Raw genomic sequence first — 20,719 nt, 5'->3', positions numbered from 1 at the left:
AGAGGCTCATGTGCGAGGATCCGATGCTGCCCGAGACGGTCGCGGGCGCGCTGCGAGACTACGGCAGGCTGCTCGACAGGCACGGCATCACCTGGGGTGAGCCGGAGATCCACTACGTCAAGCTCTTCGGCGTGCGAGGGGTGCTGCCGCCCCAGCTCATGGAGAGGTTCTGGGGGCTGGCCTTCACCAGGCTCGCCGACCGCCATCCCGGTGCGTCGCTCATGGAGCTCGGCGCGCGGCTGGGCGAGTGCGACTACGACGAGCTGCTGCGCGACACGCTGGAGGGCAGGCTGCCCGGCGCGCTGGCCGCGCTGCGGATCACCGACGAGGGGGTGCGGCTGGAAGGCGCCCCCCGCACCACGCTGGGCGAGGCGCCCACGGTGTCGCTGCTGGTCGACTCCTGGCGCGAAGGTCCCGTCAGGGTGGAGGCGGGCGGGCGGCGGCGGGAGCTCAGAGCGGCGGGGGCGTGGCTGGTCGAGGTGCGCCCCGACAGCGAGCTGACCGTCGACGGCGTCCCCGTCTGCCTGCGCCGCCTGGTCAGGACCGTGCCCTCGGCCAGGCTCAGGCTGAGCGCGGGCCTGCCGTGCCGCTGGAGCGTCTTCGGCGCCGACGGGCAGGGCTGGTTCCCCGAGGGCACGCCGCGCCGCCACGACTTCCACGGCCTGCCGTACTTCCACGGCGACGACCTCGTCCTCGACGTCCCGGCCGACACGCTCACCGTCACCGTCACCAGGGGCATGGAGTACGGCGAGGCGCTGACGGCCGTCACGCTCTCCCCCGGCCAGGAGCACACCGTACGGCTGACGCCGCGCCGCCACTACGACGCGGCCGCGCGCGGCTGGTACGGCGGCGACCTCCACGTCCACCTGAACTGGGCAGGTGACCACGTGGCCAGCCCCGCCGAGGCGGCGGCCGTCCAGCTCGGCGAGGACCTGCACGTGCTCAACCTGCTGGCCGGCAACGTCTCGGGCGCGCGCGTCTACGACCGCGACGCGCTCGAGCAGTGGATGGGCGCCGACCTGCCGTGGTCGGACGCCACGCACGTGGCGCGGATGGGCCTGGAGTACCGCAACGACCTGCTCGGCCACGTCTACGCCTTCGGCCAGACCAAGCCGCCCGAGCGCTTCCACACCGGGTTCGCGGGCGAGGCCGACTGGCCGCCCAACGCCGAGGCGCTGCGCGAGCTGCGCCAGTCGGGGGCGCTGCTCGGCTACAGCCACCCCTTCGGCCGGCCCGTGGCCGAGAGCGACCCGCCCAAGCGGCTCATGCGCCCCGTCGCCCGCAACTGCGCGGCCCGCGAGCTGGTCGCCGACGCCGCGCTCGGCCTGGTCGACAGCCTCGACGTGCTCACCCACGCCGACATCGCCGCCACCGCCGTCGTCTACCGTCGCCTGCTCGGCGCGGGCAACCGCCTGGCCGTCACCGCGGGGACGGACACGATGCTGTCCTTCACCCGCCTCGACCGCCAGTCCAGCCCGCCCGGGTGGGCGCGCGTCTACGCCCGCGTGGACGGCCCGCTGAGCGCCGCCTCCTTCGCCGAGGCCGTACGGCGGGGCAGGACCTTCGCCACCACCGGCCCGTGGCTGGAGCTGTCGGTCGAGGGGCACGGGCCGGGCGCCGTGCTCGACCTGGGGCGCGGCGCCAGGGTGGAGGTCACCGCGCGCACCGAGGGGGCAGCGGTGGAAGAGCTGCGCCTGCGGACTGCCGACGGCGTCGTGGCGGTCTCCGAGGGCCCCGTGGTGAGCGCCTCGCTGGAGCCGGGCGAGGCCACCTACGTCCTGGCGGAGGCGGTGGGCGGGCCTTCGCCCGAGTCGATGACGGGCCTGACCTATGCGCTGACCAGCCCGGTCCACCTCGACGTGGAGGGGCGGCGGGTGGCGCGGCGCGAGGACGTGCTGTGGTGCCTGGAATGGCTGGAGGCGCTGGAGGGCCTGGTGCGCGGGCACGCGGTCCTGCACGCCCCCGGCCAGCTCGACGACCATCTCGCGCTGCTTGAGCGGGCCCGCGAGGTCTACCGCGCCAGGCTCAGCGGCGTTTGAAGGCCGACAGCAGGCGGTCGGCCGCCAGGGAAGGGGTGAGGGAGCCGTCGAGCACCTCACGCTCGACCTCCCCGGCTATCGCCGCCACGTCGGGGTCGCCGCGCAGCTCGTCCAGCAGCCGGTCGCGCACCAGCGTCCAGGTCCATCCCACCTGCTGGCGGCGGCGCCTCTCGGCCAGGTCGATCCTGTCCTGGTGGGCCAGGACCTGCGCCCACACCTGCTCGATGCCCGCCCCCGTCAGCCCGCTGCAGGTCAGCACGGGCGGCGGAGGGCCTTCGGAGCGCAGCATGCGCAGCGCGCCGGCCAGCTCTCTCGCCGCCTTCCTCGCGGCCACTTCGAACTCGCCGTCGGCCTTGTTGACCGCGATGACGTCGGCGAGCTCCAGCACGCCCTTCTTGATGCCCTGCAGCTGGTCGCCGGTGCGGGCCAGGCTGAGCAGCAGGAAGGTGTCGACCATGTCGGCCACCGCGATCTCCGACTGGCCGACGCCGACGGTCTCGACGAGCACGGTGTCGTAGCCTGCGGCCTCGACGACGACCATCGCCTCCCTGGTCGCCTTGGCGACGCCGCCCAGCGTGCCTGAGGTGGGCGAGGGGCGGATGAAGGCGTTCGGGTCGGCCGCCAGGCGCGACATGCGCGTCTTGTCGCCGAGGATGCTGCCGCCCGTGCGCGTCGAGGACGGGTCGACGGCCAGCACCGCCACCCGATGGCCGCGATCGGTCAGCAGGGTGCCGAGCGCGTCGATGAAGGTGGACTTGCCCACCCCCGGCACGCCCGAGATCCCCGCCCTTCGAGCCTGGCCCGCCAGCGGGGTGAGCTCGACGAGCAGCCGCTGGGCCAGCTCGGCGTGGTCGGCCCTGGTCGACTCGACCAGCGTGATCGCGCGGGCGATCCAGGCGCGGGAGCCCGACTTCACGCCGCTGACGTAGTCGTCGAGCGCTCTCAATGGCCCAACCGCGAGGACAGCTCGCGCACCAGGTCGAGGGCGGCGTCGGCGATCACCGTGCCCGGCGGGAAGATCGCGGAGGCGCCCGCCGCGCGCAGCTCCTCGAAGTCGCCTGGCGGGATCACACCGCCGACCACGATCATGACGTCGTCCGCGCCCAGCTCGGCCAGCGCCTCGCGCAGCGAGGGAACGAGCGTGAGGTGACCAGCGGCCAGCGAGGAGACGCCGACGATGTGCACGTCGGCCTCCACCGCCTGCCGCGCCACCTCTTCGGGCGTCTGGAACAGCGGGCCGACGTCCACGTCGAAGCCGAGGTCGGCGAAGGCGGTGGCGATCACCTTCTGGCCGCGGTCGTGCCCGTCCTGGCCCATCTTGGCCACCAGGATGCGCGGGCGCCTGCCCTCGGCGTCGGCGAAGGCCGCGCACGCCTGCCGTACCTGCTCGATGCCCTTCACCGGGCCGGCCTCCTCGCGGTACACCCCGGAGATGGTACGGATCTGCCCCGCGTGCCGGCCGAACACCTTCTCCAGCGCGTCGGAGATCTCGCCGACCGTGGCCTTGGCGCGGGCCGCCTCCACGGCGAGCGCGAGGAGGTTGTCGCCGCCCGCCGCGCCCTTGGTGAGGTTCTCCAGCGCCTGCCGTACGGCCTGCGGGTCCCTGTCGGCGCGCAGGCGGCGCAGCTTGTCGAGCTGCTGGGCCCGCACCGCGCTGTTGTCGACCTTGAGCACCTCGATGGGCTCGTCGGCGACCGGCCGGTACTTGTTGACCCCGATGACCGGCTGCCTGCCCGAGTCGATGCGCGCCTGGGTGCGGGCGGCGGCCTCCTCGATACGCAGCTTGGGCAGCCCCGCGTCGATCGCGCGGGCCATGCCGCCGGCCGCCTCGACCTCCTCGATGTGCTGCCACGCCTTCTCTGCCAGGTCGTGGGTGAGGCGCTCGACGTAGTAGGAGCCGCCCCACGGGTCGATGACGCGCGTGGTGCCCGACTCCTGCTGCAGCAGTAGCTGGGTGTTGCGGGCGATGCGGGCGGAGAAGTCGGTGGGCAGCGCCAGCGCCTCGTCGAGGGCGTTGGTGTGCAGCGACTGGGTGTGGCCCTGGGTGGCCGCCATCGCCTCGACGCAGGTGCGCACGACGTTGTTGTAGACGTCCTGGGCAGTCAGCGACCAGCCCGAGGTCTGCGAGTGGGTGCGCAGCGACAGCGACTTGGGGTTCTTCGCGCCGAACCCCGACACCAGCCGCGACCACAGCAGGCGGGCGGCGCGCAGCTTGGCGACCTCCATGAAGAAGTTCATCCCGATGCACCAGAAGAACGACAGCCTGGGGGCGAACCTGTCGAGGTCGAGTCCGGCGTTCACGCCCGCCCGCAGGTACTCCACGCCGTCGGCCAGCGTGTAGGCCAGCTCCAGGTCGCACGTGGCCCCCGCCTCCTGGATGTGGTACCCGGAGATCGAGATGGAGTTGAACTTCGGCATGTGCTCGCTGGTGTAGGCGAAGATGTCGGAGATGATCCGCATCGAGGGCCCTGGCGGGTAGATGTAGGTGTTGCGGACCATGAACTCCTTGAGGATGTCGTTCTGGATGGTCCCCGTCAGCTGCTCGGAGGAGACGCCCTGCTCCTCGGCGGCCACGATGTAGAGCGCGAGGATGGGCAGCACCGCGCCGTTCATGGTCATCGACACCGACATCCGGTCGAGGGGGATGCCGTCGAACAGCTGCCGCATGTCGTAGATGGAGTCGATCGCCACCCCCGCCATGCCGACGTCGCCCGCCACGCGTGGATGGTCGGAGTCGTAGCCGCGGTGCGTGGCCAGGTCGAAGGCGACCGACAGGCCCTTCTGACCGGCCGCGAGGTTGCGCCGGTAGAAGGCGTTCGACTCCTCGGCGGTGGAGAAGCCCGCGTACTGCCTGATCGTCCACGGCTGGTTGACGTACATCGTCGGGTACGGCCCGCGCAGGTACGGCACCGCCCCCGGGTAGGTGCCGAGGAAGTCGAGACCTTCGAGGTCGGCGGCCGTGTAGACCGGCTTGACCGCGATGCCCTCGGGCGTCTCCCACGGCTCGCCGTCCCGAGGGCCCGTGGAGGCGGAGGGCGAGGACAGGGGGATGTTCGTGAAGTCCGGGATCATCGAGCCACTCCCAGGTCGTCGAAGGTCGTGCGGAGGACTTCCAGCGCGTCGCAGCCCGCGTACAGGCGCGCGTCGACGCCCTCGTGGGTTCCCTTCCCCGCCAGCCAGATCTTTCTCGCTCCCGCGCGTCTGAGCGCCTGTGCCACGGCGGTGGCGTGCTCGGCGTACAGCTGGTCGCTGGAGCACAGACAGGCCACGGCCGCGCCGCTCGCGGCGAAGGCGCTCGCGATCGCCTCGGGGTCGGTGCCGGGGCCCGAGGTGAGGGTGCGCAGGCCGCCCGCGTGGAAGAGGTTGGCCGCGAAGGCCGCCCTCGCGGTGTGCGCGGCGACCGGCCCGATGGTGGCCAGGAACACCGCCGGCCGTTCGGGCTGGGCGTCGGCGAGGTCGCGCAGCTCCTCGTACGGCCTGGCGTAGCGCTCCACCCTGCCGCCGGCCGAGGGACGCACGGGGCGCTCGCCGGTGTTGGGGAACTCGCTCACGCCCGTGATGGGCAGGCGCCGGTGGGCGATGTCGTCCTCGCGCCTGGCCCGCGTCGCCGCGATGCGCGCCGACACCAGCCCCGAGGCCGCCAGGATGCCGCCCGCCGCCTCGATCTCCTGGAACCACGACCAGGCCCGCTCGGCCAGCTCGGCCGTCAGCCGCTCGACGTACCAGGAGCCGCCCGCGGGATCGGCGACCTGCCCCACGCTCGCCTCCTCCAGCAGCAGCGCCTGGGTGTTGCGGGCCAGCCGCCGCGCGAGGCCGTCCGGCGCGCCCAGTGCGGCGTCGAAGGGCTGGACCGTCACCGCGTCGGCCCCTCCCACGCCCGCCGCGAAGCAGGCGAGGGTGGTCCTCAGCAGGTTCACGTGCGGGTCGCGCGCGGTCATCATCGCCGAACTGGTCACCGCGTGCTGCACCTGCTCGCCGGCTCCCCCGCAGACCTCCGCCACCCGCGCCCACAGCAGCCGCGCCGCGCGCAGCTTGGCGATGGTGGCGAACTGGTCGGCGGTGGCGGCGTAGCGGAACTCCAGCTGGCCGAGCGCCTGCTCCACCGACAGCCCTGCCGCGGTCAGCGCCCTCAGGTGGGCCACCCCGACGGCGAGGGTGCAGCCGAGCTCCTGCGCGTCGGCGCCGCCGGCGTCGTGATAGGGCAGGCCGTCCACGACGATGGCCCTCAGCCCCTCGTGCTCGGCCGCGCACCGCCTGGCCAGCGCCACGGCGTGGTCGCCGAGCCCCGCGCCCAGGTTGCCCCTGACCTCGGCGCCGAGCCTGAGCAGCACGGCGGCGGCCTCCGCGGTGCGCTCTCCCGCCTCCAGCACCACGGGCGCCAGGTCGAGGTGGACCCCGCGCAGCGTCCGCTCGAGATCTCGCGGGGCGAGCGCCAGCCACAGCGAGGTGACGCCGTTCTCCAGGTCGGCGAGCACCGCCTCGTTGTCGGGGACGGCATGGCGCTGCCGCACGTCCCAGCCCCGGTGCGCGGGCCTGGGGCCGCGCAGCTCGGGCAGGTCGCCCGCGTCGTAGAGGGGGGCGAGGCGCACGCCGTCGTAGGTGTCGGTGGCCAGCGCGGCCTCGGGGTCGGCGTCCACGCCGGACCTGCGCAGCACGCCGAGCGCCAGAGCCCGCCAGTCGTCGCGGGTAGTCGACGGGAAGTCCGCGGCCAGTCTCATGCCTTGGATGGTAAGCGGAGCCGTACCAGAACATTGCTCCGGGGGGTGTCTCGCGCGTGGCGGCTGCTCAGGGCAGCGGCGCCTCCCAGCTCAGTCGCCAGGTGGTGGGACCCACGATCCCGTCGTCGGGGATGCCCTGGTTGCGCTGGAACCTGCGGCACACGTCGCGCGAGTCGGCTCCGTAGGCGCCGTCGACGCCGAGGTTCCAGCCCCGCTTCTTCATCTGCTTCTGCCACGTGCGGACGTCCTCTCCGTGCATCACGGGAGGGAACCTCAGCAGCCTGCCGGGGAAGGCCGGGGCCTGCGGCTGCGGCGGCGTCGGCGGCTCCTGCCCGCCCGGCCTGGGCGCACCGCGCCTGATCCAGGCGTAGAGGCGGTCGCCCGGGCAGTCGGTGTTGAACCCGTCGCGGTGCCCCTTGATCTCGCGCCCCGCCCCGCCCTTGTCGCGCAGGTGCTGGATGGCGTCGAGGACGGCGTGCAGCACGCCGTCGGGCGGCACCGTCAGCCCCGCGTTGCCGACCAGCCCGAGCACCGCGTAGTGGCCGGAGTTGAGGCCCGCGCCGTTGGCCGCCGGCAGATGATGCAGCCCCCGCCCCTCGAACACCTTGCGATGCGGACACGCCAGATACGAGTATCCGACGTCGATCCATCCGTTGCCGTCCATGTGGAAGTTCTGGATCGACTGCACCAGGGCGACGCACTTGGCGTGGTCGCGCACGATGGCGGGGTCGACCCTGCCGCCTGTGTAGTGGACCTTGACTCCCCTGGTGGAGTCGAGCTGGGTGTAGCTGCCGCCGGGGGGACGGGCACGCCAGGTGCGGCGCGAGACGAGATCGATGGCCACGGCGAACTCCAGGACGGGGATGGTGACGACCGAGCGTAACGCGGGGTGTACGGACAGATCCCGGGATTATTGATTATTGGTCTGGTTACGGCCGGAACACTCGCCGGTCGGTGACGATCGCGGTGATCAGGTCGTGGGGCGTCACGTCGAACGCGGGGTTCAGGGCTCGGGTGCCCTCGGGCGCGAGCCGTACGCCTCGCACGCTCACGATCTCCTCCTCCGCCCTGTCCTCGATCTCGATGTGCTCGCCCGAGGGGGTGGAGGGGTCGATGGTCGTCTCGGGGGCGACCACGAAGAACGGCACGCCCGCGCGCTCCGCGCCCAGCGCGAGGGAGTAGGAGCCGACCTTGTTGGCCGTGTCGCCGTTGGCGGCGATCCTGTCCGCCCCGATCAGCACCGCGTCGATCCCTCCCCTGGCCAGCAGGGAGGGGCCCGCGGAGTCGGCGATCAGCCGGTACGGCGCGCCCATCCTGTCCAGCTCCCATGCGGTGAGCCGCGCGCCCTGCAGCAGCGGCCTGGTCTCCAGCGCCAGCACCTCGGCCAGCCTGCCGCGCTCGTGCAGGGTCTGGATGACGCCCAGCGCCGTGCCGCGCTCCACGGCCGCCAGCGCGCCGGTGTTGCAGATGGTCATGACGCGCAGCCTGTCGCCTTCGATCAGGTCGGCGCCGCGCCCGCCCATGGCCACGCAGGCGGCGATGTCCTCGTCGCGCAGCCGTTCGGCCCTGGCCAGCACCGCCTGCCTGCCCTCCTCCACGTGCGCGGCGGCCTGGTCGACGCCCCACGCCAGGTTGACGGCGGTGGGCCTGGCCTCGCGCAGGCGCGCGATCGCCTTCCTGTCGCCGTCGGCCAGCGCGACGCCGAACGCCCCCGCCACCCCCAGGGCGGGAGCCCCCCGTACGGCGAGGCGCTGGATGGCCTCGATGAGCGCGTCCACGGTGGTGATGCGCAGCATGACCAGCTCGTCCGGCAGCAGCGTCTGGTCGACGAGCTCGATGGCTCCGTCGACCCAGTCGATCGTCCTCACACCGCGCACGCTACCGCCTCCTCCCGCGACGGTCAGCGCGCCCGAGTACCCCGGCGGTCAGCGCGGGCGGAGTACCCCGACGGTCAACGCGCTCACCGTGTCGCGACGGTCAGCGCGCTCGCGGTCCTGCGACGGTCACGCCGGAGTCGCCCGGCCGTCAGCGCTCGGACAGCACGATCACCGAGTCGCCCTCGCCGAGCGTCAGGGGCTGCGACTTGCTCGGGTTCAGCACGACCCCGTAGTGCGGCGGCTGGTTGACGCCCGAGGCGAGGCGGTAGCCGATCGCCGTCTCGCCCCTGCGCCTGGCCGACTCGATGACCGTGGAGAAGGAGACGGGAGCGTCCTTCGTGACATAGGACGAGGCGGGCCTGGGGTAGATCTCCGAACCGCGCGAGTCGAACAGGTAGCTGAAGACGTCGGCCAGGTGCCTGTTCTCGGCGAGCTGTGCCAGCAGCAGGCCGATCACGGTGTCGCTGATGACGATGTCGTCGGCCTCGGTGACCTCGGCCAGCGAGCGGTTGTTCTCGTCGTGCATCTCGCTGACGATCGAGTAGCGCTCCCCCGCCACCGTCTGCATGTCGCGCAGCTGCAGGAGGGTCATGAGCGTGCGGGTGTCGGCGTGCTGGGGCTTGAACCTGTCGTCGGACAGGACGATCACGTGCTGGTAGAGGCCGACGCCGAGCGCCTCGAGCGCGTACCTGTCGGTGGTGTCGCACTCCTTGACGTTCACGGTGAGGTTGCGCAGGCCGTCGAGGCCGGTGCCCGCCTTGGGGTGGCCCGCCGCGATCTCCAGCATCGAGCCTGGCGCGACGTAGCCGTCCAGGTAGCGGACGATGTGCTCGGCGCGGGCGTTCCAGTTGAGGACCAGCGTGCGCTCGGGCTCCAGCGGCGTGGCGGGCGCGACCGTGATGTTCTTCTCGGAGAAGGAGGCCTGTCCCGAGGCGAGGTGGATGAGGGAGTCGTCGTGGGCGATGACGACGACCTCGTCCTCGGCGGTGATGACGGTGTCCATGGGTGGGTTGAGCACCACGCCCCCCGCCCTGCGCAGGCCGATGACGGTGGCCGTCTGGTAGGCGTGCAGCGCGTCGCCGTACGAGCGGCCCGTCAGGGCGGCGTCGGAGCGCAGGTAGATCTCGCCGTCGTCGAAGTTGAGCAGGTCCATGCAGACCACGGACATGCCCGACTGCCTGGAGGACTGCACGATCAGCCTGGAGGCGGTGTCGTCGGAGTCGACGAGGTGGACCTGGCTGCCTCCCGCGAGGCGGGCGGCGGCCAGGTTGCGGCTGGAGGTGAGCGAGGCGACGACGGGCGGGTGGTCGCCCGCGCGCTTGGCGAGGGCCAGCAGGATCTTGATGACGTGCGCGTCGGGGTCCTCGCCGTCAGGAGAGAGCACGACGATGGAGCGCGCCTTGTCGAGGTTCATCAGCCTCAGGTCGCCGGGCTCGGTGGGCCGTCCCGTGCGGCAGACCAGCCTGGTCCTGCCGGTGTCGCCGATGCGCTCCCTGATCTCCTCCTCCATGTCGAGCTTGTCGCGGTCGGCCAGCACGGCGATGACCGAGCCCCGCTGGCTGGCGTGCGCCTTCACCAGTTCCCCGATGATGGTGAAGACCTGGTCGGACCAGCCGAGCACGACGGTGTGACCGGTCTCGGCGATCCTCGACCTGCCCCGGCGCAGCCGGTCGATCTTCTGCTTGAGACCGTTGGACAGCAGGCCGACCAGGATGCTGACGATGAAGATGCCGGCCAGCGAGCCGACGAACATCACGGCGAGGAAGGCGGTGCTGCCCTTGTCGCTGGCGACCTTGCTCGGGGTCATCGCGTGCATCAGCGACAGCCAGAGCACCTCACCGAACCCGGCCCCCTCGGGCTCGTCGGTCAGCCAGGCGGTCAGGCCCGCCACCACCAGCACTAAACCCACCGAGACCAGTGCGAGCCACCCTATGAGCGAGGCGGTTCCTCTGGACATCGTGTTGTCGAACCAGTAACGCATGCGCTCGCGCAGAGACACGCTTACCTCCCCGTGAATGAACCTCGGCCAACGGCAAAAGGTACAGGTGCTTTCTGGTGACGAAAAATCATTCTGACGGGCGCCCGTACCCTTGTTCCGTGACCACCGCGAACCTGGCCTACGAGACGCTCAAGCGCCGCATCGTCGAGGTGGAGCTGCGTCCTGGCGAACGGCTGATCGAGCGCGATCTGGCCGCCGAGCTCGAGGTCTCGCGCATCCCGCTGCGAGAGGCCCTGCGCCTGCTGGCCGCCGAGGGCCTGGTGGTGCTGGTGCCCGGCAGGGGCGCGCTGGTCAGCCCGTTCACCCCCGGCGACGTGCGCGACCTGTTCGACGTCCGCGAGAGCCTCGAGGCGCTGGCCGCGCGCTTGGCCGCCGAGCGCGCCGACGCCGAGGGCCTCGCCAGACTGCGCGCGTGCATGGAACGTGCCCGTGAGGCGATCGCGCGCGACGACAGGGCGGCGATCGCCGCCGCCAACGCCGACTTCCACCACGAGCTGGTGGCCATCTCGGGCAACGCGCTGCTGGCCGACCTGATGCGTCCGCTGGACGCGCGCCTGCACCGGCTCTTCAGGCTCACCTCCGACCGCGACCCTGGACGGCAGAGCGAGGAGCACGCCGAGCTGTACGAGGCCATCGCGGCGGGCGACCCCGGCAGGGCGGCCGAGCACGCGCTGCGGCACGTCGCCGACGGCAGGCAGGACTCACTGGCCGTCGCGCGCGGCTGGTCGGTGGAGAACATCGACCCCATCCAAGCCACGCATTCCCGGCGCAGGGCTCGCTAATGTAGCGATGTGTTGATCCCCCTCACCCCTGACGATCCGCTGGAGCTGGGCGAGTTCCGGCTGGCGGGACGCCTGGGCGAGGGCGGTCAGGGCGTCGTCTACCTCGCCCACGACCGCATGGGCCGTCCCGTCGCGGTCAAGCTGCTGAGCAGCGGCGACCCCGAGACCCGCGCCAGGCTGGCGCGCGAGCTGTCGGCGCTGGAGAGCGTGGCCTCCTTCTGCACCGCGGCCGTGCTGACCGCCTCGGCCGAGGGGCGCAGGCCGTACGTGGTCAGCGAGTACATCGAGGGGCCCTCGCTGTACGAGCGGGTGCGCGATCGCGGCCCGCTGTCAGGGGGTGAGCTGGAGCGCCTGTTCGTGGGCACGGCCACCGCCCTTGCCGCCATCCACGCGGCCGGCGTCGTGCACCGCGACTTCAAGCCGTCGAACGTGCTGCTCGGCCCCGACGGGCCGCGCGTGGTCGACTTCGGCATCGCCAGGGCCGAGGGGGCGTCCACGATGACCTCGGGCCTGGTCGGGACGCCCGCCTACCTCTCTCCCGAGCAGATCGGCGGCTCGCCTGCCTCGTTCGCCTCCGACGTGTTCGCGTGGGCGGCGACGATGGTGTTCGCGGCGAGCGCCAGGGCCCCCTTCGGCGCCGACACCGTGCCCGCGGTGCTGCACAGGGTGCTGCACGCCGAGCCCGACCTGTCGGCGCTGCCGCCGAGGCTGCGCGACGTGGTCGCGGCCGCCCTGGCCAAGGACCCGTCGGTGCGGCCCACGGCGCGCACGCTGATGGTCGCCCTGGTGGACCCGCAGGCGGGTCCCGTGCTTCCGGTGCCCTTTCCCCTGGGCGGGAGCGCCCCGGGCTCCCCCGGCTCCGGCGACACCGATCCGGGCCGGGCGGCGATGACCACCAGGGGCGGCGCGCGGCGCGGCAGGCGCACGCTGGTGGTGGGCTCGGCCCTCGCCGTGGCGGCGCTGGCGGCCGGCGCCGTGGTGGTGGCGAACCTGCCCGGCCTCCGGCCGGGCCAGGACGAGCGGCCCACTCCCCCGAGCTCCACCGGCTCGGTCACCGCGCCGCCGCCCCCGAAGGACCCGACGCCCTGGAAGAGTCCGACCGCGACCGCCACCTCTGCCGCCTCCGCCTCCTCTCCGCCCGCGGGCGACCTGAAGATCCCCGCGGCGTTCGCCGGCCGGTGGTCGGGCCACACGACCACCACCAACCCCATGGACCCCGACGGAGCCGAGAACACCGTCGAGATCAGGGCGGGCGCCGCCTCGGCGTCGTGGACGGAGAAGGACGCCCAGGCCGACTGCGAGGAGGAGATCAGGCTCACCAAGGTCGAGAAGAGCAAGCTGACCTTCGCGCTCACGCAGGACAGCGGTTGCGTCGCGGGCACGATCGAGCTGACGCTCGGCGACGGCGTGCTGCGCTATCTGTGGCGCGACGTGCCCGGGCTCGGCCTCGTCGAGCAGAGCGGCGACCTGCGCAGGAGCTGAGGCCTCAGCCGCCCGCCGTGGCGAGGGTCTGGACGCCGAAGGCCGCCGCCACGGACCCCGCCACCGAGGCGGGCAGCAGAGGGAGCGCCTCGCGGACGGCCTCGGCGCCCATGGGAGAGAAGCGGTCGCTGTGCCTGACCGCCGTCCTGGCCGCCCTGCACTGCACGTCCCACGAGCCGCACGCGAACGCCAGCCCCAGCGCGGGCGCGAGAGCGTCGAGGTCGTCGAGCTCGTCGGCGGCCTCGTCCAGCCACCGCAGCCCCGCCGTGGCCAGCTTGCGCTCGGGTCGGGACAGCAGGGCGCCCAGCGCCTCGGCGACGTCGGTCTCGGGCAGGTCGCCGAGGCGGCGCAGGTGCCTGAGCGCCAGCTCGGCGACAGGGCCCGGCGCCGAGGGCAGCAGGCGCACGTAGTCGCGGGCGCGGGCGGCAACCTCGTCGTAGGCGGGTTCGATCAGGTCGTGCAGGCGGGCGAAGAAGCGCAGGTCGGTGGCGGTGCCGCCGCGCAGGAAGCGGCGGAGGCAGCCGTCGAGCAGCATCTCGCGGCTGACCGTGCCCTCGCTCTCCAGCACGCGGAGCGTGGCCAGCCAGGTGCCCGCGGCCAGGGGTGCGGCCTTCTCGTGCCGCAACGCCCTGCCCAGGCCCTCGGCCTCGAAGACGCGCGGCAGCAGGACGGGAAGCAGGGGGTCATCGCGCAGCGCCCGCGCGGTCGGAGCGCCCGAGACCCAGGCGACGACAAGGGGGTCGTGCTCGGGTGGGGGGGACGCCGTTGGCGCGCAGCAGCTCCAGCGCCAGGCGCAGGTTGCGGTTGCGGGCGTTGCGGGCGCGCCTGACCAGCCTGGCTGCGACCTCGGCCTGCCACGGGGCCGGCCTGACGGACAGCACCTTCAGCAGGGGGTCGAGGTCGTCGGCCTGCTCGGTCCACGGTTCGAGGTCGCGCCTGTTGAGCCAGGCCACGACCGCGGCGGGCCCGCCGAGCGTGCCGGCTCCCGCGACCCGCATGAGCTCCATCCAGGCGACGTCGTCGCCCCACTCCTCCTCCTCGTGCCAGAGCCGCCGGCCTGGCTGCCAGTGCGCTTCCCACTCGTGGTCGCGGCGCTCCTGTGTCCAGCCTCGCCTGTCGGCCTCCTGCTGGAACTGCGCCCAGCGCTCCTGCGAGCGCCGTTCGACGGAGTCGCGGCGGGTCCGCTCCCTGGACTGAAGCCTGGCCTCCGCCTGGGCGCGGGCGGCGGAGATGTGGCCGGGCAGCACGGCGGCCACCTCGCGGCGGCCCTCGTCGTCGAGCGCCGCCACGCAGGCGGCGAGGCGGCTGACGTCGTCGGTGGCGAGCGCGGCCCGCACCGACTCCCACGCGCTCACGCGGTCGCCTCGACGGCCACGCGGGCGGCGAAGCGCGTGCGATGGGGCGTGCCCCCCGAGGTGGGGAGCGGTAAGCGTTCAGAGGCAGGAGTGGAGGGCACCGCGTTCGTCATGGCGGCGACGATAGAGATCGACTCCGACAGAACCGAGTACGTAAACCATCCGATGCGCCTGCGTCCGGCCGTCCACCACAATCGGCCAGGTGATATCCCGTGTCGCCCTCCAGCCGATCACGCCGGGCGAGCGCGGCTCCCGCGGCTATCACGACCCCTTCGGCCATGGCGCGGCCGTCTGGGACTACACCAGATGGACCAGCGAGGAGATCGAGATCGGCTTCCCCGCGGCCGAGCTGGTGCCCTCGTGGACGGCGCGCACGCCGCCGGGCAGCTGGCTTGAGGTCGAGCTGCGGGGCAGGACCGCCGACGGCCGCCGCACCCGCTGGTACGTCATGGGCAGGTGGGCGGAGACCTGCGCCGACATCCACCGCACGTCGCTGCCGGGCCAGGGCGACGAGGACGGCGACGTCGCCGTCGACACCCTGATCGCCAGGCGTCCCCTGTTCGCCTTCCAGGTCAGGATCACCCTGTACGGCGTCGGCGCGAGCGTCGGCTCCGTCAGCGTGATGGCCTCGGCCGCGCCAGGACCCGTGCGCTCCACGCCTCCCGGCAAGGCGAGCGGCGTCGAGCTGGCAGTGCCGCCGCTGTCGCAGCGCGTGCACGCGGGCCACTACCCGCAGTGGGACGGCGGCGGCGGTTCCTGGTGCAGCCCCTCGTCGGTGACGATGGTGCTCGGCTTCTGGGGCAGGGGGCCCTCGGCCGCGGAGCTGGCGTGGGTCGAGCCCGCCGATCCGTGCCCCGCCGTCGACCACGCCGCCCGCGACACCTACGACCACAGCTACCAGGGCTGCGGCAACTGGCCCTTCGGCGTCGCCTACGCCGGGCGCTACGGCCTGACCGGCTTCGTGACGCGCCTGCGCTCCCTGGCGGAGCTGGAGTCCTTCGTCGCCGCGGGGATCCCCGTCATCACCTCGCAGTCGTTCAGGGAGCACGAGCTGCCGGGGGCCGGATACTCCACGACCGGTCACATCATGGTCGTGGCCGGGTTCACCGCGCAGGGCGACGTGATCGCCAACGACCCTGCGACCGAAGGGGTCCGGCGGATCTATCCGAGGCTGGCGTTCGAGAACGTCTGGCTGCGGGCCACAGGAAGCGGAGGGATCGTCTACGTCCTGCACCCTCCGGAGGTCCCCCTCCCCGAGTCCGACGGCAACTGGTGAGTCATGAGCATTGAACCGGCCGATGTGGCGCGGGTGGACGAGCGGCCCGGCTGGGTCGAGGCGGTGCAGACCCCCGCGGGGGTCGAGGTGTGGTGGGACGAGCCGCGCCCCGCCGAGGGCGGGCGCAGGTGCGTGGTGCGCAGGCTCCCCGACGGCTCGCGCGCCGACGCGCTGCCCGAGGGGTGGAACGCGCGCAACAGGCTCGTGGAGTACGGCGGGCGGGCCTGGCGCCCGCTGCCGGGCGGCGGCCTGGTGTTCACCGAGTGGTCCGACCGGCGCGTCTACCTGCTCGGCGCGGACGGGCCGCGCGCCCTCACCCCCGAGAGCGAGTGCGCCTACGGCGACCTCTACCTGCCGCCAGGGCGCGAGGAGGTCTGGGCCGTCCGTCAGAGCGGCCATCGCAGAGAGCTGGTGGCCGTCCCGCTGTCGGGCGGCGACGTGCGGGTGATCGCCGGAGCCCAGCGCTTCCTGGTCAACCCGCGCCTGTCCCCCGGCGGCGACCAGGTGGCCTGGATCGGCTGGGACCATCCCAACATGCCGTGGGACGGCACGGAGCTGTGCGTGGCCCCGCTCCTGCCGTCCGGGAGCGCCGGGCCGTACAGGGTCGTGGCGGGCGGGCCCGCCGAGTCGGTCATCCAGGCCGAGTGGCGCGACGACGGAGCGCTCTACGCGCTCACCGACCCGACCGGCTGGTGGAACCTCCATCTCGTGCCGCTCGACGGCTCGCCCGCGCGCAACCTCACCCCGCTGGATCGGGAGTTCGGCGACGCGCCGTGGAAGCCCGGCCAGACGTGGTTCGCGGTGAGCGGCTCTCGCGTCGCGCTGGTCCACGGGCCGCCGGGCGGGCGCAGGCTTGGCGTGCTGGAGGGCGGAGAGCTCAGAGACCTGGGCGGCGAGGCGACGGCGTGGCTGGCGTCGCTGTCGTGCGCGGGCGACCTGGTGGCGGGGGTGTCCGCCTCGCCGTACACGCCGTTCGAGGTGACGCTGGTCGATCTGGACAGCGGCGCGCGCACCCCGCTGTCGGAGCCGAGGACGCTGCCGCCCGCGCACCTGCTGCCCACGCCCGAGGCGGTGACGATCGAGGGCGTCCACGCCCTGGTGTGGCCGCCCGCGGGGCAGGCGGGGCCCGCGCCCTACGTGATGTTCGCGCACGGCGGGCCGACCGGCTCCTACCCGCTGGCGCTCGACCTCGAGATCGCCTACTTCACCAGCAGGGGCATCGGGGTCGCCCAGGTCAACTACGGCGGCTCCACCGGGTACGGCAGGGCCTACCGCGAGCGCCTGCGCCACCAGTGGGGCGTCGTGGACGTGCAGGACTGCGCCAGGGTCGCGCGCGGGCTGGTCGCCACGGGCGCCGCCGACGCCGCCCGGCTGGCGATCAGGGGTGGCAGCGCGGGCGGCTGGACCACGGTCGCCGCCCTGACCTCCAGCGACGTCTTCGCCGCCGGGGTGGCCCATTACGCGATCACCGACCTGGAGAGCTGGGCCGCGGAGACGCACGACTTCGAGTCGCACTACCTCGAAGGACTTGTCGGGCCGCTCCCCGAGACGCGGCGGCGCTACCTCGACAGGTCGCCGCTGCTGCACGCCCACCGGGCCTCGGGCCCCTGCCTGATGCTGCACGGCCTGGAGGACGCGATCGTCGACGTCGGCCAAGCGGAGCGTTTCGTCAGCGAGCTGGACAGACACGGCAAAGAGTGCGCGTTGCTGACGTTTCCCGGCGAGCAGCACGGCTGGCGAAGGCTGGAGACTATCGTCGCGGTCCTCGAAGCCGAATTGGCCTTCTACGAGAAAATCTTCTGGGGATGATGTGAAAAGCGTTGCCGAGATCTGCTCCGATCTGATCAGATTCGACACCACCAACCCGGGCTCGGGCGAGCGGCCTGCCGCCGAGTACGTCGCCACGCTGCTGGCCGACGCGGGGCTCCAGCCCGAGGTCTTCGAGTCCGCGCCGCACCGCACCACGGTCGTGGCCAGGTTCGAGGGCGACTCGTCCGACGCCCTGCTCATCCACGGCCACCTCGACGTGGTGCCCGCCGATCCCGCCGAGTGGGAGCTGCACCCCTTCTCCGGCGAGATCGTCGACGACTGCGTGTACGGCAGGGGCGCGGTCGACATGAAGGGCTCGTGCGCGATGACCCTCGCCACCGTGCTCGGCATGCGGGCCAGGGGGTTGCGGCCCAAGCGCGACCTGGTGCTGGCCTTCCTGGCCGACGAGGAGGCGACCGGCGACTACGGCTCGCGTCACGCCGTCACCGAGCACCGCGACCTGTTCGACGGCGTCACCCAGGCGATCAGCGAGTCGGGCGGGTTCAGCGTCACCTCGGGCCCCTCCCGCGTCTACCCGATCGCCGTGGGCGAGCGCGGCACCTCGTGGATGAAGCTCACCGCGCACGGCGTGGCGGGTCACGGCTCCAGGCCCGCCGTCGACAACCCGGTCGCCACGCTGGCGCACGCGCTGTCGCGGGTGGCCTCCCACCAGTGGCCGGTACGGCTGACGCCGTCGGTCGCCGCGCTCCTGCGCGGCCTGTCGGAGATCACCGGCCAGCCGATCGACCTGGAGCGGCTCGACGACGAGGCCGACAGGCTCGGCGCGCTCGGCACCCTGTTCAAGGGGCAGATCCGCAACTCGGCCAACCCGACGATGCTGTCGGCGGGCTACAAGGTCAACGTCGTGCCCTCCAGCGCCGAGGCGCACGTGGACGGGCGTTACCTGCCCGGCCTGCAGGAGGAGTTCCTGTCGACCATCGACGAGCTGCTCGGCCCGAAGATCACCCGCGAGTTCGTCAACCTCGAGGACGCCCCCTCCGCGCCCTACCCCTCCTCCTTCTTCGACGAGCTCGGCGCGGCGCTGGTGGCGGAGGACCCGCTGGCCAGGCCGGTGCCGTACGTGATGAGCGGGGGCACGGACGCCAAGTCGTTCGCCAGGATCGGGATCGAGGGGTACGGCTTCGCGCCGCTGATGCTGAGGCCCGACCTCGACTACTTCGGCATGTTCCACGGCAAGGACGAGCGGGTGCCGGTGGAGGGCCTGGAGTTCGGCACCAGGGTCCTGACCCGGCTGCTCACCCATCCGTAACGAGCGCCTCTACTCCACGGAAAATCGGACATCTCGCTCAATTGAATACGGAATGTGGTGATAGCATCACATACTGTGACTACTCCAAAACGTGTAGAGATCGGCTGGCCCGCACTGGGCATCGCCGTGACCGCCGAGCTGGATGACCGCAACGCCGCTCTGGCGCAGAGCCTGTGGGACGCCATGCCGTACCGCAGCCTTCAGGGGCACGCCCTCGTGGCGGGCCATCACCTCTACCATGTGGCCCCTGTCCACAGCCTGCTGTACCAGGCAGCCACCTACAAGGTGGAGGACAGGCGCTACGAGCCGGACGGCACCATATTCGCCTCCCGCCTTCAGCACCTCGGCATCAAGTACGGGGAGCTCACCGAGCCCATGCCGGCCATCCCGATCGGCCGCGTCGTCCCCGACGACGTGGACTCGCTCGTGGAGGCCGGAAGGGCGGTGTGGGAGGCGGTGTACACAACCAAGAAACCCGTCATCGCCGAGGTGCGCCGCGCGGGCGAGAACAGCGGCCACAGCCTGCCGCGCCTGACCGTGACAGATCCCGAGGCCGACGCGCTGATCGGTGATCTGCACGCCGAGACCGAGCGGATCTGGCTGGAAGCGCCACAGGAGCTCGTCGACCTGCACGAGGGTCGCATCCCCTCGTGCGCGGGCAGCTACGAGACGGTCCTGACCACCCTGCTGTTCGTCAACGGCGAGACCCGTCCGCTGGGTTACGCCGCCTACGGCGGGCTGGTGCGGGCCGCCTACGAGGACGTGCCGCTGGAGTCGCTGCGCCATATGGCCCGCATCCTCACCTCGACACCCGCCGAGTTCCTCGCCTACTGCGGCCTGGAGAAGGTCTGGTACTTCACCAGAAGGACGCTCGACTGCATCGACAGGATCGACAACAGGGACGACTTCGCCGCGCTCATGGCGCACATGACGCTCTATCTCAACTGCCTGGGCGGGTGGAACCTCCACCTGTTCCCCTGGCAGGTGGGCGACCACCTGCGCCGCGTGAGCGCGTCCGCATGAGCGCGGACGCGCAGGTCGTGGTCGTCGGCGGCGGGGTGATCGGCCTGTCGATCGCCTTCCACCTCGCGGAGGCGGGGGTCGAGACCCTGCTGCTCGAACGCGACGCGCTCGGATCGGGCGCGTCGCGGGCCACGGCAGACGTGGTGCGCTCCTACTTCGCGGGCAACCCGGTGAGCTCGGCGCTGGCCGTGCGCAGCCTCGCGGCCTACCACGACTTTCCCGAACGGCCCGGCCTCGACCTGCCGCTGCGGCAGGTCGGTTACCTGGTGCTGTTCACCGAGCGCGAGCAGGTTGCGGCCTTCGAGGCCGACCTGCCCGCGCAGCGGGCCGCGGGGGTCGAGGTCGAGCTGGTCGGCGCCGACGAGGCACGGGCGCTCAACCCGCTCGTCGGCGCCGACCTGCCGCTGCTGGCCGCGGCCTGGTCGCCGGAGGCCTACATCTCCGACACCGCCGCGATCGTCGACGGTTACGCGCAGGCGGCCAGGCGTGCCGGAGCGGACCTTCGCACCGGCACGCCGGTCACGGCCGTCGACGCGGAGACCGGCACGGTGCGGACCGCCGACGGCGTGATCACGGCGGAGGCCGTCGTGTGCGCCGCGGGCGCCTGGTCGGCGGAGCTGACCCGCTCGGCGGGCGTCGACCTGCCGCTCACCGAGCCCGTCGTCCAGGAACTGCTGACGACCGACAGGCTGCCGACCGCGCCCGACATCCCCGTCACGCTGCACGCCGCCAGCGGCCTGCTGGTCAGGCTGCGCGGGGACCGGCTGCTGATCGGCATGGGCTATCCGGACGCCGACCGGCAGGCCTGGCGCGCCCGCGTGGCCGCCAGGCTCGCCACCGTCTATCCGAGCATGGCCGGGGTGGAGCTGCACACGGCGGTCACGGGCGTCCGCGACGCCAGCCCCGACCGCACCGCGTTCATCGGCCACCGCCCAGGCCCTCCCGCGTTCCTGTACGCGGCGGGCTTCTCCGGGCACGGCCTGTGCAACGCTCCCGCGGCCGGTGAGCTGGTCCGTGACCTCTACCTCGGCAAGGATCCAGGACTCGACGCGGCCGCGCTGTCGGCCACGCCGGAGAGGGTGAGGTGAG

16 protein-coding genes are annotated in these 20,719 nt (G+C 72.7%); 8 read left to right on the top strand and 8 right to left on the bottom strand.

Translation table 11 applies throughout. The features are described from left to right. The first annotated feature begins 8 nt into the window (after positions 1–8). Positions 9–2,039 carry a CehA/McbA family metallohydrolase gene (locus ABFX55_RS14655; protein ID WP_346121299.1) on the top strand — a complete coding sequence of 677 codons (2,031 nt, stop codon included), beginning with the start codon at positions 9–11 and terminating at the stop codon, positions 2,037–2,039. Here the strand turns inward: ABFX55_RS14655 and meaB are convergent. The 6 genes from meaB to ABFX55_RS14625 form a co-directional block, all read right to left on the bottom strand. Continuing rightward, positions 2,026–2,985 carry a methylmalonyl Co-A mutase-associated GTPase MeaB gene (meaB, locus tag ABFX55_RS14650; protein WP_346121297.1) on the bottom strand — a complete coding sequence of 320 codons (960 nt, stop codon included), beginning with the start codon at positions 2,983–2,985 and terminating at the stop codon, positions 2,026–2,028. The genes ABFX55_RS14655 and meaB overlap by 14 nt on opposite strands. Then, entirely contained in the window at positions 2,982–5,111 is a 2,130-nt protein-coding gene (gene scpA, locus ABFX55_RS14645) for a methylmalonyl-CoA mutase (protein WP_346121295.1), read from the bottom strand. The genes meaB and scpA overlap by 4 nt, the downstream gene beginning before the upstream one ends. Further along, complete coding sequence (locus ABFX55_RS14640; RefSeq protein WP_346121293.1) at positions 5,108–6,757, bottom strand: methylmalonyl-CoA mutase subunit beta; 1,650 nt, start codon at positions 6,755–6,757, stop codon at positions 5,108–5,110. The genes scpA and ABFX55_RS14640 overlap by 4 nt, the downstream gene beginning before the upstream one ends. 67 nt (positions 6,758–6,824) lie before the next feature. Continuing rightward, positions 6,825–7,601 carry a peptidoglycan recognition protein family protein gene (locus ABFX55_RS14635; RefSeq protein ID WP_346121291.1) on the bottom strand — a complete coding sequence of 259 codons (777 nt, stop codon included), beginning with the start codon at positions 7,599–7,601 and terminating at the stop codon, positions 6,825–6,827. 85 nt (positions 7,602–7,686) lie between these two features. Further along, the gene (mtnA, locus tag ABFX55_RS14630; protein ID WP_346121289.1) at positions 7,687–8,625 is read right to left on the bottom strand and encodes an S-methyl-5-thioribose-1-phosphate isomerase; all 939 of its coding nucleotides are present in this window, start codon (positions 8,623–8,625) and stop codon (positions 7,687–7,689) included. A 157-nt stretch (positions 8,626–8,782) separates the two neighbouring features. Beyond that, entirely contained in the window at positions 8,783–10,615 is a 1,833-nt protein-coding gene (locus tag ABFX55_RS14625; RefSeq protein ID WP_428834767.1) for a CASTOR/POLLUX-related putative ion channel, read from the bottom strand. Between the two features lie 116 nt (positions 10,616–10,731). On the opposite strand from ABFX55_RS14625, the gene ABFX55_RS14620 reads away from it, so the two are divergent. Continuing rightward, on the top strand, positions 10,732–11,415 hold the full coding sequence (locus tag ABFX55_RS14620) for a GntR family transcriptional regulator (RefSeq protein WP_346121285.1): 684 nt from the start codon (positions 10,732–10,734) through the stop codon (positions 11,413–11,415). Between the two features lie 9 nt (positions 11,416–11,424). After that, positions 11,425–12,897, top strand: coding sequence for a serine/threonine-protein kinase (locus ABFX55_RS14615; RefSeq protein WP_346121283.1), 1,473 nt, complete (start codon positions 11,425–11,427; stop codon positions 12,895–12,897). A gap of 4 nt (positions 12,898–12,901) precedes the next feature. Here ABFX55_RS14615 and ABFX55_RS14610 read toward each other — a convergent pair whose 3' ends face one another. Then, positions 12,902–13,522 (bottom strand): hypothetical protein, encoded by a 621-nt coding sequence (locus tag ABFX55_RS14610; protein ID WP_346121281.1) that lies wholly within the window; start codon positions 13,520–13,522, stop codon positions 12,902–12,904. 58 nt (positions 13,523–13,580) lie between these two features. Beyond that, positions 13,581–14,252, bottom strand: coding sequence for a hypothetical protein (locus ABFX55_RS14605; protein ID WP_346121279.1), 672 nt, complete (start codon positions 14,250–14,252; stop codon positions 13,581–13,583). A 202-nt stretch (positions 14,253–14,454) separates the two neighbouring features. Between ABFX55_RS14605 and ABFX55_RS14600 the strand changes: the two genes are divergently transcribed. From ABFX55_RS14600 to ABFX55_RS14580, 5 genes are all read left to right on the top strand, one after another. Next, positions 14,455–15,528 (top strand): C39 family peptidase, encoded by a 1,074-nt coding sequence (locus tag ABFX55_RS14600; RefSeq protein ID WP_346121277.1) that lies wholly within the window; start codon positions 14,455–14,457, stop codon positions 15,526–15,528. 3 nt (positions 15,529–15,531) lie between these two features. Next, positions 15,532–17,337, top strand: coding sequence for a S9 family peptidase (locus tag ABFX55_RS14595; protein ID WP_346121275.1), 1,806 nt, complete (start codon positions 15,532–15,534; stop codon positions 17,335–17,337). 1 nt (position 17,338) lies between these two features. Beyond that, positions 17,339–18,607 carry a M20/M25/M40 family metallo-hydrolase gene (locus tag ABFX55_RS14590; protein WP_346121273.1) on the top strand — a complete coding sequence of 423 codons (1,269 nt, stop codon included), beginning with the start codon at positions 17,339–17,341 and terminating at the stop codon, positions 18,605–18,607. A 75-nt stretch (positions 18,608–18,682) separates the two neighbouring features. Then, positions 18,683–19,630: a cucumopine synthase-related protein gene (locus ABFX55_RS14585; RefSeq protein WP_346121271.1), complete on the top strand. Its 948-nt coding sequence runs from the start codon at positions 18,683–18,685 to the stop codon at positions 19,628–19,630. Then, complete coding sequence (locus ABFX55_RS14580; protein WP_346121269.1) at positions 19,627–20,718, top strand: NAD(P)/FAD-dependent oxidoreductase; 1,092 nt, start codon at positions 19,627–19,629, stop codon at positions 20,716–20,718. The genes ABFX55_RS14585 and ABFX55_RS14580 overlap by 4 nt, the downstream gene beginning before the upstream one ends. The last annotated feature ends 1 nt before the right edge of the window (position 20,719 follow it).

The sequence above is a fragment of the Nonomuraea roseola genome (genome assembly GCF_039535395.1).
Lineage (GTDB): Bacteria > Actinomycetota > Actinomycetes > Streptosporangiales > Streptosporangiaceae > Nonomuraea > Nonomuraea roseola.
This window is presented reverse-complemented; position numbering and strand designations above follow the sequence as displayed.

Coding starts and splice junctions, on each gene's coding strand:
- ABFX55_RS14595 (WP_346121275.1), top strand. CDS start 15,532: ATGAGCATTGAACCGGCCGATGTGGCGCGGGTGGACGAGCGGCCCGGC.
- scpA (WP_346121295.1), bottom strand. CDS start 5,111: ATGATCCCGGACTTCACGAACATCCCCCTGTCCTCGCCCTCCGCCTCC.
- ABFX55_RS14640 (WP_346121293.1), bottom strand. CDS start 6,757: ATGAGACTGGCCGCGGACTTCCCGTCGACTACCCGCGACGACTGGCGG.
- ABFX55_RS14580 (WP_346121269.1), top strand. CDS start 19,627: ATGAGCGCGGACGCGCAGGTCGTGGTCGTCGGCGGCGGGGTGATCGGC.
- ABFX55_RS14625 (WP_428834767.1), bottom strand. CDS start 10,615: ATGCGTTACTGGTTCGACAACACGATGTCCAGAGGAACCGCCTCGCTC.
- ABFX55_RS14655 (WP_346121299.1), top strand. CDS start 9: ATGTGCGAGGATCCGATGCTGCCCGAGACGGTCGCGGGCGCGCTGCGA.